The organism is Acinetobacter sp. CAU_H_78 (assembly GCF_058599365.1).
Genome location: NZ_CM178652.1, coordinates 702,389 through 720,588, shown reverse-complemented (window position 1 = coordinate 720,588; position 18,200 = coordinate 702,389). Strand labels below are relative to the sequence as shown.

Annotated in this window: 12 protein-coding genes; 6 read left to right on the top strand and 6 right to left on the bottom strand. The window is 41.9% G+C overall.

All coding sequences use genetic code 11. The features are described 5' to 3' along the window. Positions 1-10: 10 nt before the first annotated feature. From AC4MCD_RS03505 to AC4MCD_RS03495, 3 genes are all read left to right on the top strand, one after another. Complete coding sequence (locus AC4MCD_RS03505; RefSeq protein WP_419374751.1) at positions 11-1,138, top strand: efflux RND transporter periplasmic adaptor subunit; 1,128 nt, start codon at positions 11-13, stop codon at positions 1,136-1,138. Between the two features lie 18 nt (positions 1,139-1,156). Beyond that, positions 1,157-4,264: an efflux RND transporter permease subunit gene (locus AC4MCD_RS03500; RefSeq protein ID WP_419374750.1), complete on the top strand. Its 3,108-nt coding sequence runs from the start codon at positions 1,157-1,159 to the stop codon at positions 4,262-4,264. A 96-nt stretch (positions 4,265-4,360) separates the two neighbouring features. Further along, entirely contained in the window at positions 4,361-6,079 is a 1,719-nt protein-coding gene (locus AC4MCD_RS03495) for a proline--tRNA ligase (protein ID WP_419374749.1), read from the top strand. A 59-nt stretch (positions 6,080-6,138) separates the two neighbouring features. Here the strand turns inward: AC4MCD_RS03495 and AC4MCD_RS03490 are convergent, their stop codons facing one another. From AC4MCD_RS03490 to AC4MCD_RS03465, 6 genes are all read right to left on the bottom strand, one after another. Then, positions 6,139-7,560, bottom strand: a complete 1,422-nt coding sequence (locus AC4MCD_RS03490; protein ID WP_180159255.1) for a hypothetical protein — start codon at positions 7,558-7,560, stop codon at positions 6,139-6,141. A 16-nt stretch (positions 7,561-7,576) separates the two neighbouring features. Then, complete coding sequence (locus AC4MCD_RS03485) at positions 7,577-9,751, bottom strand: DUF6160 family protein (protein ID WP_419374748.1); 2,175 nt, start codon at positions 9,749-9,751, stop codon at positions 7,577-7,579. Between the two features lie 29 nt (positions 9,752-9,780). Next, the gene (locus AC4MCD_RS03480; protein WP_419364583.1) at positions 9,781-10,497 is read right to left on the bottom strand and encodes a hypothetical protein; all 717 of its coding nucleotides are present in this window, start codon (positions 10,495-10,497) and stop codon (positions 9,781-9,783) included. A 12-nt stretch (positions 10,498-10,509) separates the two neighbouring features. After that, complete coding sequence (locus tag AC4MCD_RS03475) at positions 10,510-12,519, bottom strand: hypothetical protein (protein WP_419374747.1); 2,010 nt, start codon at positions 12,517-12,519, stop codon at positions 10,510-10,512. 233 nt (positions 12,520-12,752) lie between these two features. After that, entirely contained in the window at positions 12,753-13,322 is a 570-nt protein-coding gene (gene dcd / locus AC4MCD_RS03470; protein WP_004785008.1) for a dCTP deaminase, read from the bottom strand. Between the two features lie 122 nt (positions 13,323-13,444). Continuing rightward, a complete protein-coding gene (locus AC4MCD_RS03465) occupies positions 13,445-14,038 on the bottom strand; it encodes a LysE family translocator (protein WP_419374746.1) in 594 nt (197 codons plus the stop codon). Between the two features lie 649 nt (positions 14,039-14,687). Here AC4MCD_RS03465 and AC4MCD_RS03460 point away from each other — a divergent pair. From AC4MCD_RS03460 to AC4MCD_RS03450, 3 genes are read left to right on the top strand one after another with little or no spacing between them, the layout of a single operon-like run. Further along, a complete protein-coding gene (locus tag AC4MCD_RS03460) occupies positions 14,688-15,692 on the top strand; it encodes a TAXI family TRAP transporter solute-binding subunit (protein ID WP_419374745.1) in 1,005 nt (334 codons plus the stop codon). After that, positions 15,692-16,177 carry a DUF1850 domain-containing protein gene (locus tag AC4MCD_RS03455; protein ID WP_419374744.1) on the top strand — a complete coding sequence of 162 codons (486 nt, stop codon included), beginning with the start codon at positions 15,692-15,694 and terminating at the stop codon, positions 16,175-16,177. Before AC4MCD_RS03460 ends, AC4MCD_RS03455 begins: the two co-directional genes overlap by 1 nt. Then, positions 16,174-18,189 (top strand): TRAP transporter permease, encoded by a 2,016-nt coding sequence (locus AC4MCD_RS03450; protein WP_419374743.1) that lies wholly within the window; start codon positions 16,174-16,176, stop codon positions 18,187-18,189. Before AC4MCD_RS03455 ends, AC4MCD_RS03450 begins: the two co-directional genes overlap by 4 nt. Positions 18,190-18,200: the final 11 nt, after the last annotated feature.

Below are 18,200 nucleotides of genomic sequence, written 5' to 3'. Positions count from 1 at the left end.
AAGGATTAATATGCCATTTGCACAGCATTTTCATATTTCAAAGACCCCTTCTTCGCGCTCTGTATTAATGATGAGTGCACTTTGCTTAAGTCTTTTTCTAAGCGGCTGCAATAAAAATGAATCTACACCGCAAGCCGAAAGTCCAGAAACAATTGAACTGATTCCTCAGGATCTGGTTGCCTTAAAAACAGGTACTTCAGTCCAGAAATCCGCATTTACCGGTACTATCCGCGCAGTCAACCAAAGCAGTATTCAGGCACAGGTTTCTGCCACTGCCACCAGCGTTAATGCTCAGGTAGGTGACAATGTAGCTAAAGGTCAGGTACTGGTTCGCTTAAATAATCAGGACAATGCCGCACGTCTGGCTCAGGCCCGTGCCAATCTGGCATCTACCCAGGCACAGGCCAATCAGGCGCGCAACATGATGCAGCGCAAAAAGCGTCTGCTCGACCAAGGCTTTATCTCTAAAGTTGAATATGAGCAAAGTCAGGTTGACTATCAGGCCCAGGTTGAAAATGTCCGTGCACAGCAAGCCAATGTCGATATTGCCGTAAAAGCCGATCGTGATGGCATTATCACCAGCCCGATTAGTGGCGTGATCACCCAGCGTCAGGTTGAGCCCGGCCAAACCGTGGCGATCGGACAAACCCTGTTTGAAATCGTAAATCCAAACCAACTGGAAATTCAGGCCCGTGTCCCGAGCGAAATGCAGTCCAGCCTACGCTTAGGCAGCAAAATTGAATACCAGATTCAGGGCAATCCAAACACATTTACCGCTGCTATTAGCCGAGTGTCTCCAATCGCTGATCAAGCCAGTCGCCAGATTGAATTCTTCGCCAGACCGAATGAAAGTATTCCCTCTTTAAGTATTGGCTCTTTTGTTGAAGGCAATATTCTGAGTTCTCAACAAGTTTCTGGTCAGATCATTCCCCTCGATACCATTCAGGATATCCAGAATAAACCTTATGTCTGGGTTATTCGCCAGAACAAAATTATTAAAGTGAATGTTCAGGTTCTGGAACAGCGCTATAACCAGAATACGGCAGTGATCCAGGGTCTGGAGACAGGTGATCAGGTCAGTCGCATTCCATTTACCAAGGCAGATCTCAACAAGCCAGTGACGCTGCGTTCCAACTAATCAGACAGGATCATTAATATGTGGTTTACCCGAATTAGTGTGAAGTATCCCGTCTTCACCATTATGATGATGTTCTGTTTGATGGTACTTGGACTAGCTTCCTGGCAGCGTATGGGTGTGGAAGAATTTCCGGATGTTGACTTCCCCTTTGTCGTAATTTATACGAATTATCCAGGCGCCTCTCCAGAAACCGTTGAATCGGAAATTACCAAAAAACTCGAAGACCAGATCAATACTATTTCCGGTTTAAAACAGGTAATTTCACAATCCAGTGAAGGCCTGTCGATGATCACGGCCGAATTCAATCTGGAAGTGCCTTCTACCACGGCGGCACAGGATGTCCGTGACAAGATTGCTTCAGTCACCGCCGAATTCCGTGATGAAATTCAGGAACCAGTCGTCGAGCGTTATGATCCGACTGCCAATGCGATCATGTCGATCGTATTTGAGTCTGACAATATGGGCTTAAAAGCACTGAGTTCCTATCTGGATCAGCGCATAGTTCCACAACTGAGGACTGTTCCGGGAGTAGGTACCGTCAACCTGCTTGGTGATGCACAGCGTCAGATTCGCATTCAGGTTGAACCACAGAAACTGCAAGCTTTTGGCATCGGCGTGGATAGCGTCATCAATACTCTGAAATCTGAAAATATCGAAGTTCCGGGCGGTACATTAAAATCTGGCAATTCGGAACTGGTGATCGAGATTAATTCCAAAGTCCTGCATCCCCTCGCCTTTGGTGATCTGGTCATTGCCAATAAAAATGGTGCACCGATCTTTCTGAAACAGGTCGCAGAAATTGAAGATAGTCAGGCAGAACTTGAAACTGGTGCTTTCCTGGATGGCAAGGCTGCAGTTGCAGTTGATATCCTGCGTAGCTCTGATTCTAATGTCATTGAAGTTGTAGACAGTACCTATAAAACCCTTGAAAGCATCAAATCCCAACTGCCACAAGGAACCACTTTAAAAGTTGTGGTGGATTCTTCAAAAAGTATCCGCGGCACCATTGGTGATGTGGCGCGTACCATTATCGAAGGTGCAGTTCTTGCTGTCCTAATTGTTCTGTTATTTTTAGGTTCTTTCCGCTCAACGGTCATTACTGGCCTCACTTTACCGATCGCTTTGCTCGGAACTTTGACCTTTATCTGGGCTTTTGGTTTCAGTATTAACATGATGACCTTATTGGCCCTGTCTTTAAGCATCGGTCTGCTGATTGATGATGCGATTGTAGTACGGGAAAATATCGTACGGCATACCGATATGGGCAAAGACCATGTTACTGCCGCGCTGGACGGCACCAAAGAAATCGGTCTTGCCGTTCTGGCAACAACACTGACAATTGTCGCGGTATTCTTGCCTGTTGCATTTATGGGCGGGATTATTGGGCGTTTCTTTTATCAGTTCGGTGTGACGGTGAGTACCGCCGTTCTGATTTCCATGTTTGTCAGTTTTACTCTGGATCCAATGCTATCTGCACATTGGGCAGAAAAGAAAAAAGATCCCAATAAAAAGCCGGGACGAATTAAACGCTTCTTTAACTGGATTTCAGGCAAATTAGACAATTTAAGTCATGTCTATGAAAAACTGCTGAAACTGGCTTTGCGCTTTAGATTCATTACTATTGTAATTGCAGTGGCTTCTCTGTTTGGCGCTCTAGCCCTGTCGAAACTGATTGGTACCGAGTTTGTGCCTGTACCAGATAAAGGTGAAATCCGGATCAAGTTTGAAACCCCAGTCGATGCCTCCCTAGAATATTCACAAGCCAAACTACAACAGGTCGATAAAATTGTGCGTCAGCATCCTGATGTACGTGCAACTTACGGCGTAATTAATGGTGTGACCGATCGCGGTAAAAACCATGTCAGCTTACGTGTCACTGTGACTCCGCGGACTGAACGCGAGAAAAGCTTGAATGATCTTAATAATGAGTTCCGTCAACGTTTACAATCTGTGGGCGGCATTACTATTACCTCAGTCGCTTCCGCAGATGAAACCGTATCGGGTGGTCAAAAGCCGATTATGATTTCAATCAAAGGCCCTGATTTGAATGAACTACAGAAGATTTCTGATCGCTTTATGGTCGAGATGACTAAAATTGATGGTATCGTCGATCTGGAATCCTCACTGAAAGAGCCGAAACCGACCTTAGGCGTACAAATCAATCGCGTTCTGGCCAGTGATCTTGGTTTGTCAGTCAATCAAATTGCCAATGTGGTTCGCCCACTGATTGCCGGCGATGATGTCACCACGTGGCAGGATGAAAAGGGTGAAACTTATGATGTTAACTTACGCCTGACTGAAGACCGACGTACTTTGCCAAGTGATCTGCAAAATATGTATATCACTTCATCTAAAATGGATGGCAATAATCAGCCGATTTTGATCCCGCTTTCTAGCGTTGCTAATTTTGAAGAAAAAATGGGAGCTTCTCAGATTAATCGTCGAGATCTGGCGCGTGAGGTACTGGTTGAAGCAAATACCTCTGGACGCCCTGCAGGTGACATCGGTACCGATATCAGCAGACTTCAGGATAGTTTCGACATGCCGCCGGGTTATAGTTTTGATACCCAAGGTGCCAATGCTGATATGGCAGAATCCGCTGGTTATGCGCTGACTGCGATTACCCTGTCAATTGTATTCATTTATATCGTACTCGGCTCCCAGTTCAACAGCTTTATTCACCCTGCTGCCATTATGGCTTCATTACCCTTGTCATTAATTGGTGTATTCCTTGCGCTGTTCCTGTTTAATTCAACCATGAACCTGTTTTCGATTATCGGGATTATTATGCTGATGGGCCTGGTGACCAAAAATGCGATTCTGCTTATCGACTTCATCAAGAAAGCCATGGATCGGGGTGAAGCCCGGTATGATGCGATTCTAAATGCTGGCAAAACCCGTTTACGTCCAATTCTGATGACCACCAGTGCCATGGTCATGGGAATGGTACCGCTCGCTCTGGGCTTAGGTGAAGGTGGGGAACAAAGTGCGCCTATGGCACATGCCGTGATCGGTGGGGTGATTACCTCTACCCTGCTGACATTGGTCGTGGTTCCAGTGATATTCACTTACCTGGATGACCTTAAGAATTTTATGCTGCGCCAAGCCCGTAAAATCATGGCATAATTTAAACCATCACAATGAGGTGACATTCAAGAATGTTCGCCTCATTTTTTATTGTATAATCTCTGCTTTAACGCTTAATTTTTTAGGACAGTTTCCATGCGCGCGAGTCGCTTTTTATTTGCAACGTTGAGAGAAACCCCGAACGATGCTGAAGTTATTTCACATCAGCTGATGCTTCGTGCCGGTATGATTCGTAAGTTGGCTTCAGGTTTGTACACCTGGCTGCCGATGGGCGTTCGCGTATTAAATAAAGTTGCAGCGATCGTTCGCGAAGAAATGAATAACGCAGGTTCACTCGAAGTCTTGATGCCTGTGACTCAACCAGCTTCTCTTTGGGAAGAATCTGGTCGTTATGTGCAATACGGTCCTGAACTATTACGTTTTAAAGATCGTCATACCAATGATTTCGTACTTGGCCCAACACATGAAGAAGTGATCACTGATCTGGCACGTAACGAACTAAAAAGTTACAAACAATTGCCTGCAAACTTCTACCAGGTTCAAACCAAGTTCCGTGACGAAATTCGTCCTCGTTTTGGCGTAATGCGCTCACGTGAATTCATCATGAAAGATGCTTATTCTTTCCATGCAGATCAGGAATCTTTACAAGAAACTTACGACAAAATGTACGAAGCATATTGCAAGATCTTTACCCGTTTAGGTTTAGATTTCCGCCCAGTACAGGCAGATACCGGTTCAATTGGTGGTTCAGGTTCACACGAATTCCACGTCTTGGCTTCAAGTGGTGAAGATGATATCGCCTTCTCAACTGAATCTGATTATGCGGCTAACATCGAAATGGCTGAAGCGATTCTGGTGGGCGAACGTGCTGCTCCGACTCAAGAACTGAAAGTGGTTGATACCCCAAATCAAAAAACCATTGCTGATGTATCAAATTTCCTTGGTACTGATCCTGCGCATTCAGTAAAGGCATTACTGGTTCAAGGTGTTGCAACTGAAGAAGGTAAAGCAGCTCCTGTCGTTGCCCTGTTCCTTCGTGGTGACCATGAACTGAATGAAATTAAAGCCGAAAAGCATCCAAAAATTGCTGCGCCTTTGGCTTTTGCTACTGAAGCTCAACTTGCTGAACTAGGTTTAACAGCTGGTTTTGTAGGTCCACAAGGCTTAGTAGAAAAAGGCCTAACAGTGATTGTTGACCGTGCTGCTTCTGTACTGTCTGACTTTGTTGCAGGTGCAAACGAAGCAGACAAGCATGCAACTGGCGTGAACTGGGAACGTGATGCGCAGTTTAGCGAAGTTTATGACCTGCGTAATGTGGTTGAAGGCGATCCTTCTCCAGATGGTAAAGGTACACTTCAAATCAAACGTGGTATCGAAGTGGGTCATATCTTCCAGTTAGGCAAAAAATACTCTGAAGCTTTAGGTTGTAAGGTCTTAGGTGAAGATGGCAAACCATTCACTGTAACCATGGGTTGTTATGGTATTGGTGTGACACGTGTCGTAGCATCTGCAATTGAACAGAATTACGATGAAAAAGGCATCATCTGGCCGGCAGCGATCGCTCCATTTGAAGTGGCAATTGTGCCAATGAATGCGCATAAATCACCTCGTACTTTAGAAGCTGCTGAAAGCTTATATGCAGAATTGCAAGCTGCTGGTTTCGATGTACTGCTTGATGACCGCAATGAACGTCCAGGTGTGAAATTCTCCGATCTTGAATTGACTGGTATTCCACATCGCATTGTGATTGGTGAAAAAGGTCTGGATGCAGGTACTTTTGAATATAAAGGTCGCCGTGATGCAGAATCAGTAAATCTTTCGAAAGAAGAACTACTGGCAAAAATTGCTAAATAATTTTTCTCTGAATCAATAAAAAAATCCCGCTTAAAGCGGGATTTTTTTATGTCTCTAACTTAACAGAACTTATGCCCGCCAAAGCAGTTTGAGGTCACATTCTGGTTCTGTAGCAGCTTATCCATTAAGGTTAAAGTTGCAGGAGTACCATCTACATAGTTAGTAAATTTACCCACATCAATATTCAATTTACGTACCACCGCGACATTCGCAAGAGATCCTAAAGCCTCACCCACACTCACATCGATTAAGTTTTCAGGACGTAACAGAAACTCAGAAATTGCAGTTGCTACCTGAGGTAACACGAATGAAATATCAACTTCATCTGTGGTTTTTAATACACCCAGTTGAATCGGATCTTTAAACGATAACCACCAGCCTGGTTTGGCAATATCAGCCGCATCCGCACCTTGCCAATGCACATTCTGACTCTGTAAAGACAAATAACCGCCTGTACCATTTAATGGAATATTATGGATCATATTCAGAGCTTGGACAAAGGTGATGTCCATATTCAGGTTATCCAGACTCGAACCTGCTCCCATTTGGAAATATGAGTGGTCGCCAAGATTTATTCCCAGGAAACTAATTAAAGCTGGAAACTCCACATATAGCTTATCATTGGAAAAATCTGGTGTACCAATCACGTCACTTGGCAAAGTTGAACCCGTTAAAGCCTTTGCTAATGGAATCGAAGCAATAGTAGAACGGATATTACTTACAGTCGCTGACTTTAAGCGTTGCCCAGTCACGACAGTCTCAGGCATGGTGAAGTCTACCCGCATAGAAGGCACTGTAATCCCGGTATGGCCATCAGCACCTGGCTTACTGGTAAAAGTACGTGTTTGTCCTAAAGCCTTTAGATTCCCTGAGATTTTTTCATCATTTGCAATACCAAAGGTTCCCGCTTTTGTAACAGACTCACCCGTGGTTTGCGCCATTTTCATATAACCACTAAAACTTTTGAGGCCATCATTGGGATTTTCGATGTTGTCAGTCCCCATGGTTAAGAGTCCGACAATTTTATCTGCACCTAGACGGAAACCGACCACTTCCCGAGTAGAGGCACTTCCGCCATTTTTAATTGCAAACTCAACAAAGGGATTACTCACACTGGCGCTGGTATTAGCACGGTCACCTGAAAAGACAGGGTTACCCTTATCATCAAGACTGGTATTTAAGCCACTCAATGCCAGGTTAGAAATATCAATATCACAACCATTGGTATTCCCAATACTGTTATTAGTTCCACCACAACCGAGCTGCAAAGTTTTGATATTAATGTTCAATTCCATTAAAGCTTCAATACTTAGCTTATGGAAGTTAATCCCTTGTGATGAATCATAAGCATTTTCCAAATTTAATAATGCCTGTGCATCAACTGCCGATAAAGCCTCATCGTCTAAGGCTGTCATAGCCATCGCCTGTTGAGTAAGGCCCATTAAAGTGACAATCAAGCTATTCAATATTATTTTTTTCATGAAATCATCCCTTATTTCAGCGCGGTGTAATGCCAAGCGTACTGCGCATGGTTCCGCCTGTGAGTGCAATTGTTGCTATATTCTGCATATTGCCATTTGTGGTCATGGCCATGTTGGTTCTAAACGGCTCGATAATCTTCTGATCTTTATTAAATTTAATTTGATTATCTAAAGTAACAGTATCTTCACTCACGCCTATTTTGGTGATTAATCCTAAATTCCCTTCCATACGATTAAAGTTAATCGCAGAAGTATGAACTGCACCTGTGCTATCTACATCTTCATTAATCAGACTAAAATAACTACCAAGATTATTGACATCATCTTTTTCTGTAGAAGTTAATGTTCGGAACTTAAAGTTTGCATCCAACGATAAATAATTTTCGTCTGCTACATCCAGTCCCGGAATAATCATTAACTCACCACTACCATCAAGCATCATGGCAATTGTTGTTAATACATCATCGCGTTTAGAAAAGTTGTCATCAGGAACAAACTGATCACATTTATTGCCTGATACACAGTTATATTTAGATCCCGGTAATTGTCCAATTGCCACTTCAGCTTTCGCTGCGATCAGCAATTTATCAGCTTTTACATAGATGCCTTCATCTTCATAACCAATCACCCCTTTGGATTCAATAAAGGCATCAATATTTCGAAGGCCAGCATAATAGTTTCGCGCATGGCCATTCTCTACACCACCATCAATTAAAAGAATTGAAGTTGTACTTGGTGCTCCAGTTTTGGCATCCTTTCCATAACCTTCAGTTGATGCCATTACGTTATAGGCAATACCATTCTTGTCACCGTCATATTTTGTACCCGACAAGGCAACATTGGCATTCAGGTTGTAAATTGGAATACCAATTCCCCAAGAACCACTATTCCCGGAAATAACACCAGTATCATTAGAAATAAAATTTGCTTTGGCTGCAATCGACTGGAAATCCATACCCCGTATGGCAATTAGTACAAAGTCCTGATTAGCAGACGTACTGCTTAAAGTTTGCTGCAAAATCGGATTACTTCGTCTAAGCGTTGACTTAATATTGTCATTAACTAAAAATTCTAGGCTCTGTGCCTGAATTGTATTGATATAAATATCGCCAAAATCAATATAAGCATTATTCTTTCCAGTTAATGAACGTAATTCATTAAACTGAACTGCATAGCTTCCTTTACCCGTATGACCAATTTCCAAAGTCGTTGGCTTTAAACCCTGTGCTGCTGCCACTTCCTGATTGGTAAAATCAGCTGATAAACCAAGATGCAAGCCACCTTCACCTGCGTTATAGCTTGAAACACTCTGATCTTGTCGCGTCAGCACACCACCAACTTTATTACTTATATCAAAAGAATTCAGTTTTGACTGATCGGCACCTAACGACAAACGTGCATTACTCACTGCACCCGAAATACCATAGCGCATGATATTTTTTAAATCGCCATCTCCATTCAGATAGCGTAAATCAAAGTTTAATCCAGCTGTTTGCGCACCAGTTGTTCCTACAGCCACTGGTTTTAAATTAATTAGATGGTCTTGTGTACCACTTTTACTGGCGAGTACAATGCCTTGTGTCGGGTCTATATACATATAGCCCGTACCAGCGAAGTTAAAATTAAAGTTATCTAGAACTAAGCTATTTGTACCTAAAGTATGTTTAATCGTGGCATCTTGCAAATTAAAATCGATAGTAGCTGTTTCATTCTTATTGAATAAACCTGCTGTCGTCTGAAGCACCATTTTAAATGGGCTATCAATCGCAAGACCTAATTTGCCCAAATTTTGATTTTTTTCGACACAGCTTGTTCCAGCACAATCCTTACTCACAAGTTTAAAATCTGCATTGGCACTAAAGGGAGCTACGCTTGCTTCTAGACGGATCCCTGCACCAGCATCGGTCGCACCGACATCAAACTTAAGCTGGCTTAAAATCGCATTTTGATCTTTGCCTAAGATTTCTACTTTATGCAATCCCAGTCCCATCTTGGTATTTACATCAGCATTCGGGTCATACCAATTGAGCTGTTCAACTTCTACTTTTGATACCTCGTGTGTAATCGTAATACCGTCTTGACCAGTGATATGACCCAATTCTTGTTCTTCAATCAGCTCTAGTGCATAACTATGCTGTGCCAAACAGACACATGCCGTTAATAATTTAATTTGTGATTTTATTTTTTTCATTCTTTCATCCCTATGCTGCATCCATGCAGTTAGCAACGGCTTTGTGCACTCCCTGCTGAGCAGTTAAAGCCAAATATTTTTAAGTTTCCTGACATGTGCATGTTGCCGTGCATATTGAGACCCATAAAGCCCTTCTCACGCCCCCGGTCAAATTCTGGAACATCTGCTGAGGCAGTGGTATATGTACCGTCCGCTTTATAAACACGATTGGTGAAGGTCGTATACTTCTCTGAATTGGCATAGCCTTCTTTATCGCCCTCACCGGTTCCGGTTTCAATAGCCAAAGTATTAAAACCCAAATTTCTGATTTTTAAAGGTTTATCATCATAAAAAGTGATTTTCATGGCTGTTTGAGGATCACCTGCCGCATTAGTAATCGTGGTGCCATCGATAGAAAACTTATCAATTTGCAGGGTGCCTTGTATGCCTTTAAATACCAGCCATTTTTTATTGCCTTGGGCATCGACATGATTGTTAGGAGAAATCGCCAAGCGACAAAACAAGGTGTTAATTCCACAATCTGTTGTTGGCTTGTAATACACTTCTAACTTATTAGCGACCGTTTCAGAAATTTGAGATTTTGTTAAATCAGTAGCGTATTGATGGTTGAGTGACAAGGTCCAGCTTAAATCCGCTCCGCCTTGACCTGTTTCTGCTGTCATTTGCTGCGGATCAAGACTGACCAAGCCGGCTTGTGTCGCTAAAGAAATCCCTAGAACTGTAGCAAGCATTAAATTTTTCAACATTGCCCTATTCCTTTATAGACCTGTAGTTTTTATTTTCAGATGTTGAATCAACACACCATCAATCACTGCTGAACCAAAATTCCTCATTGAATTATCAGTAGCTCCCCTAAATACCACACCAGTTGCATTATTATCATCTTTTGCCTTCAGCATATTGGTATTGGCAATACGTTCAACAGAACCAATGGCGATACTACTGTGAGTTGCATCGCGTCCTTGATACAAGGCAATGCTATCTGAAGCTTGAGCTTTAATTTCAGTACCACACGTATATACATTACATGTAGAGCCTAAAAGTGCTTCTGATCCTAAAAAGCCACCTTTTCCATCTGGATAACGCTGATAAATCCGGTTGTAAATATCTGGAATTTTAGGAATACGTGTCACTTCCAAAATAATATTATTTCCTTCCGAACCCACAACAAAAGGCTGGTACATACTTCCTAGTACCAGGTTGATATTCGGGCTATATAAATACAGTCCCTCGGTATCATGAAATATAGGAGCTGCAGAGCCATTTAAAGCAGGGGTCGGACCATCCCCATCAAGATTATTCTCTTTTGCTGCACTACTAATGCGAATCCCTTTACTGTTCAAATTGTTTGAATCACTGGTCAAAGTAGAGGGATCATCATTAGTATTGAGCCGGATCAGACTCGCCAGGCCCAAGGTTTGACTATATGCAAGATCAGGCGATGTAAGGGTTTGGAATAATCGGACTTGCGAACCGTTCATGCTCAAGCCATTAGCAATAAACTGTGCACGAAAACGTTCAGAAATATCTAAGCCTGAAGTAGGTGCTCCAGTAGCATAATCTACGGTATTACTTGAATTTAAAGAGCGTGAGAAAATATCAGTCCAAAAACCTAGTTTAATATTATTATCTGCTTCATTTGCAGCAACTGTTGCAAGAGGTGCTTCCAAAGCTAGATAGCCAACTTCTTTTCCAGTATCCGTAAACTGTTTTACCGTTTCAGACCCTGCATGGAATAACCATGGATTGCTGGCTGTTCCCCAATTAAATCCCTGATTGCTATAGCGGCTACTGAGCGAGTTATCACTTTTTGATAGAGCCAAACCATAGATAAATACATCAGCCTTCGTACGTAGCGTACTGACTGAAGCACCCATTGCAGCTTCTTTGGCCGCTGTTGTTGCGCTCGCTTTAACCGCCTGCTCCATAGCAGTCACTGCATTTTTTGCCTGAATCAGTGCATACCTATCAGCATCAATTGCTAATTTTTCTTGTGTCGCATTCTCTACAACTGTAGTAACTCTTGAATCAATAGCATTGGTTCGGGTACCCGCTTGTTGAGTCCAAGTATTATTTAATGGAGTGGTTACCTTGTTTCCATATAACAATTCGATCATTTCATAGGTGTTTTTTAATGCATATTCGACAGATTTATCTTTTTGCCATGCAGTTAAAGTATGAGATGTTGTTCCGTCACTTTTTAATCCTGTAATAATTGTACCGTCATAATAATCCTCATAACGCTGCTGATAATATTGCTGCATTAATGTCGAATTACGATATTCTTCCACAATACCACTACGCGCACTTGCACCAATTTCATTACGGATTGCAGTTAAAGTCGCATTATAGTTTTGAGTTTTATAGGTACTAACACTATTGTCATAAGTCGTTTGATAAAGATTGGCATTTGCACTGATACCATTTAAATAGCTACTTGCATACACTCGATCATAGACTTTGTTATAGGCACGCTCACCTAATTGAGCATAGTTTTCTCCAGTCGGAATAATACGAATAAAGCCTGTGTCTGCCTGACCTGGATTGGCAATGTTTCGTGCATAGCTTGAACCGCTGGAAGCATCATTCGGTGCCTGAAAAACCATTTTAAAGTCATCAAGTACCAGGGCAACACCTTCACCGGTAGTATCAGAAAGAGAAGAATCTGTTAATTCCTGCATTGCATGTGCGGATGGCAATAATCCTAAACCGATCATCATTGCCAAATAGCTTTTACGAAATTGAAATTTAGCTTTTATTTGAGCCATCTCGACCTATCCTTCTTATCTGATGCTCCGCATCTTTATCCTTCAGCTTCCCAGCCTTCAATTTTTGATTTTTATGATGCTTGGCACATCTTTTTTATATATTCATTCTTCATTATGCTTATTTTTAGCAGGATTACCAAAGCCAAAAGACTAAAAACCCCGAGTTTCCGATGAATGAAACAGCAAAAAAATAAGCGAGGCATTAGCCTCGCTTATTAAATGCTTTAAAACTATTAAGCTTTAGGCAATGTAACGCCTGTCTGTCCTTGGTATTTACCACCACGATCTTTATATGAAGTTTCACAAACTTCGTCTGATTCGAAGAACAACATTTGAGCCACACCCTCACCGGCATAAATACGTGCAGGCAGGTTAGTCGTATTCGAAAACTCTAGCGTGACATGACCTTCCCACTCAGGTTCAAGTGGAGTCACATTCACGATAATGCCGCAACGTGCATAAGTCGATTTACCCAAGCAAACGGTCAGTACATTTCGTGGAATACGGAAGTATTCTACTGTACGCGCTAAAGCAAATGAGTTGGGTGGAATGATACAAACATCCGATTCAATATCGATAAAGCTTTTTTCGTCAAAGTTTTTCGGATCGACAATTGCAGAGTGAACATTGGTGAATACTTTAAACTCACGCGCACATCGCACGTCATAGCCATAGCTTGAAACACCATAAGAAATCAGCTTTTGACCATTTTCATCCAGACGAATCTGGTTTTCTGCATACGGTTCAATCATGCCGTGTTTTTCGCTCATTTCGCGAATCCAACGATCAGACTTAATTGCCATTGATATAATCCAAAAATCTTAAAAATAAGTAATTGCGACGTACTTTAACTGAAATTGACACTAATGAAAATAAGCGAAATTCTGACAGCTAAATTTCAGGAAATTTAGCTGCTTTTTCAGGTTTAAAGACTGAGGAGTGCTGCATAGGATAAAGGTACAGAAAAGCTCATTAAAATAATGGAAGCGGTCTTTTGTAAGTTCTTTTGATTCAGCCAGCGATTGTTTTTTCTGGCCAATAAGCTACCTAAAAAGGTCCAGAAAAATGCGATAGGAATAAGTAATGCCAAGAATGCCAGCATATAAGTCACATAATATTGACTGCTTTTCCACACAATGACCGGGAAAATAGCCGAAGCAAATAATAATGCCTTAGGATTCAGCAAAGTCGCCAAAAATAGTTCCCGTGCCCGAATCGAAATACATTGAAAATTTTCACCAAGTTCTGTGGTACGCCATAATTTTAAAGCTAAAAATAGAATGTAAGCAGCACTACAGAGTTTGAGGATATGAGGTAATTCCGGTAAATAGACCGAGATTTTACCAATCAAAAAGCCCCAGAATGTAATTGCGATGAGATAGCCGAAAGCTTCTGCGGGAATAAGGCGAAAAGTTTTTCTAAATCCAACTTGAATACCTGACGATGCCAATAAAGTATTGGTTGGGCCCGGTGTTAATAGAATGGCTGCCACTAAACCAATAAATAACCATGAAATCATAGTTTGACCTCGCTCTTAGGTATTAAGCATAAAATAATCCGGTCAAATCTGCAAAAAAATAATTGTAAGAGAACATATTAAAAATTTTTATATTTTCTTATTTTTTAATTAATTTCATATAATTAGATAGAAATATAAGAAATTTTCTTTTCAGTCAATTTTGTCAATTTATAAAGCTATAAGCTCATCATAAAATTGCTATAAAAGTAGAAGTTTCAATAGAGTATTCGGACTTAAAATTCCTGAAATACTAGTCTCTATACCATGAATGGAAAACTATCCAAAACTTTGAAATCATTATTTCCGGTAACCTTTGATTGAATTTTAACTAACTAAAATCCCTGCTCTTGCGTATGAACTTTGGACACCTCTCTAGAAAAATTTGGTGATGGGAGCAACTTTTACCTAACTCCTAATGATTAAATTTCCGCTCTCCATTTAAGATGTCTATCTAGCTCAATTTGCTCAACATATTAATTAAGCAAAATTTCGAAAAAAATGCTATTAAAGGTATTCAGACAAAATAATTGCTGTTAAATTGTACAAGGACAACAATTGATAATTCACATTTTTTTAACATCCAGACGGTTTAGTATATTGTTGTTTTAATTATATTTTAAGAACTAAAGAATAATATCAGGAGTCATATATGAATAAATGGATCAAACTTTCAGTCATGAGCTTAGCGTTATCAGGCGTAGTTGCCTGCTCGAATGATAATGCACAAAATAAATCAGATCATCAGGCTGCATCTGGTGAGAGCGTAGCTGCAGATAAACTGCAAACCCGATTTGTCAATATTGCGACAGGCGGTGCCTCAGGTCCTTATAATGTCATCGGGACAGGATTGGCTGAAATCTATAACAAGACCTATGGCGTGAGTTCCAAAACCCAGACCACAGGGGCTTCTGTCGAAAATCTAAATTTATTAAAACAGAACAAAGTTGAAATGGCCTTTGTCATGAGCGACAGCTTAACTGAAGCAATTAATGGTCAAGGCAGTTTTAGTTCTAAAATTGACAACGTGCAGCAGATCGCTGCTCTTTATCCAAACTATGTACAGATTGTCACTTCAAAACGTTCTGGCATCAAAAATATTGAAGATCTCAAGGGCAAACGTATTGCAGTGGGCGCCCAGAATTCAGGTGTAGAAGTGAATGCCCGTACTCTATTGAACGGTTTTGGTATCACTTATAAGGATGTCAAAGTAGATTACTTAGGTTATGCCGAAGCAGCAGATGCCTTGAAAGGTGGCAAACTGGATGCAGCCTTCCTAACCAGTGGTCTTCCAAATTCCTCCCTAATGGAACTGCAACAGGGTTTTGACCTTCAATTGGTCAGCATCAATCCTGACAAAGTCAAAGCCATTGCCAAAGATCAGGCGTATTTCCTGCCAATGACCATTCCTAAAGGGACCTATGGCAATGCTGAAGATATTCCAACAGCAGCGATCATGAATGCATTGGTGGTTCGTTCGGATCTCTCTACAGATGATGTGTATAAACTAACCAAAACGTTCTTCTCCAGCTTGGATCAACTCGCCAATTCACATCAGGCAGCAAAAGAAATTACTTTAGAAGGTGCGCAAAAAGGTCTGGTTGCTCCACTGCATCCGGGCGCGCAAAAATTCTATGATGAGAATAAAGCGAACTGATGAAATTAATACAAGGTGCAGCGATTGCTGCACTTTTTAGTTTGGCTGCTTTTTTTATTAGCTGTGTTTGGCTGACATTTTCGTATATTTTTGTGGAAGTGAAAGAGCAAAATTTTCAGTGCAAAATTGACCAGAAATCTTTTCAGCTGAGCTGGATGCATTCGGTAGAAAGAACACAGTGGAAAGAACGTTATCTTCTAGACAAGGACCATTTCATTCTGACAGATACTCAGTTCATTTCATTTGGTGCGGGTACACCTGATCAAGGTACTATTACTCGACAGGATGATGGCAATATCCATATGCAAATCAACCGGAAGATGAAAGAAATCAATTGGGTGATTTCACGCAGAATGCAGGGAAAAATTGAGAGTGCTGATCGTATCTGGAATATTTATCAGGATTTTCCCGACTATAGTACGGTACAACTTTCCATAAAAAGAGACAGCCTATGGAAAAAAAGAGGTTTAAATGATTGCCTATGAATCCACAAGAAACAAGAAATGTGACCGAAGCACTGGATGATCAACAGCAACAAGAATTATTAGAAAAATTTGACCGTGAATCTGTCACTCGCAATCCGATCAACAAATCGGTTCGCTGGTTTATTGCTGCCTTGGCAATATCCTATTCGTTATTTCATCTTTATATTACTTTTAATCCCTTACCTGAACTGATTCAGCGTGCAGCGCATGTATCCATTGGTCTGGCGCTGATTTTCTTGTTGTATCCAGCACGTCAGGCCAGCAGTCGGCAAAAGGTCGCGTGGACGGACTGGATTTGGGTGATTGCCTCTTTCGCTTCTTTCTTTTATCTATTTAAAGAATACCAAGCCATTATGACCACCCGAGGAGGCATTCCTAATACGCTGGATATTGTCTTCTCAATTATGACGGTAGTATTGGTGGTCGAGGCTGCTCGACGGGTGATGGGCTGGATGTTGCCGATCCTGGGACTGATTTTCTTAAGCTATCCGTTTATCAGTCATTTTGACTGGATGCCGGATCGCTTGCTGACCCGACCCTATACATTCAGTGACATCTTTGGGCAAATGTATCTGAAAACTGAAGGTTTATATTCTTCAGCCATTGGGGCATCAGTGACCTTTATTTTCCTGTTTATTCTGTTTGGTGCCTTTCTGGCTAAATCAGGAATGGGAAAATTATTTAATGATCTCGCCATGGCACTTGCCGGGCATAAGCAAGGTGGCCCTGCCAAAGTTGCGGTGATTTCCAGCGGTTTTATGGGCAGTATTAATGGGACAGCGGTTGCCAATGTGGTAGGAACCGGTTCATTTACCATTCCTTTAATGAAGAAAATTGGCTATCACAAAAACTTTGCCGGTGCTGTTGAAGCCAGTGCTTCTGTGGGTGGACAGATCTTGCCGCCAGTAATGGGTGCCAGTGCCTTCATCATGGCAGAAACTACAGGTGTCAGTTACGGCACCATTGCCTTAGCTGCGGTATTGCCTGCCCTGCTGTATTACCTCGGTGTGATGGCACAAGTCCATTTCAGAGCTGGCCGGGATCACCTGAAAGGTGTTCCCAAAGCTGACCTACCACGGGTCAAAGAAGTTCTGAAAGAACGAGGACATTTATTATTTCCGATCGTTGCTTTGGTGTTCTTCTTATTTCAATCCATTCCGGTTAGCTATGCGGCTGTGTATACGATTTTATTGACTATCGTGGTTGCAGCATTCAGAAAATCGACCCGCATGGGACCTAAAGAAATTCTGGAAGCGCTGGCAGATGGTGCCAAACAGTCACTTTCCGTGATGGCGGCCTGTGCGGTCGTGGGTATTATTATTGGTGTGGTGAGCTTGACCAGTTTTGGCTCGGTGATGACTTCTTCGATCATGAGCATTGGTGCCGGCAGTCTGTTTCTGACCCTTTTCTTTACCATGATTGCATCGATGATTTTGGGTATGGGCCTACCATCCATTCCTGCCTATATCATTACGGCAACGATGGCAGCTCCGGCTTTAGCCAACTTTGATATTCCAATCCTAGTCGCACATATGTTCGTGTTCTATTTTGGCCTGTTTGCTAATATTACCCCTCCCGTCGCCTTAGCCGCCTTTGCCGGTGCCGGAATTGCCGGGGGTGACCCAATGCGGACTGGATTCCTGGCGCTGCGCCTATCCCTAGCCGGATTTATTGTGCCGTTCCTATTTGTGTATAACCCGGCGATGCTGATGATTGACACAACAAATATTGCAGTTAATGCTAAAGAATTCGCCTTACCGGCATGGAATGTCATTTTAAGCATTACCGTGACATCCATTGTCGGCATTCTGGCACTTGGCGCTGCAGTAGAAGGCTACTTTAAAACCGCGATGAATTGGTTCTGGCGCATCTTCCTGGGGGTGGGCGCACTCATGATGATTGTGCCTGAGACCATGACCGATATTATCGGCACCATCATGGTAATTATTGCGATTGGCTTTAATATCATTCAGGCAAGAAAAGAAAATACAGTCACGACTAAAACCTCATAAAAAAAGAGAGC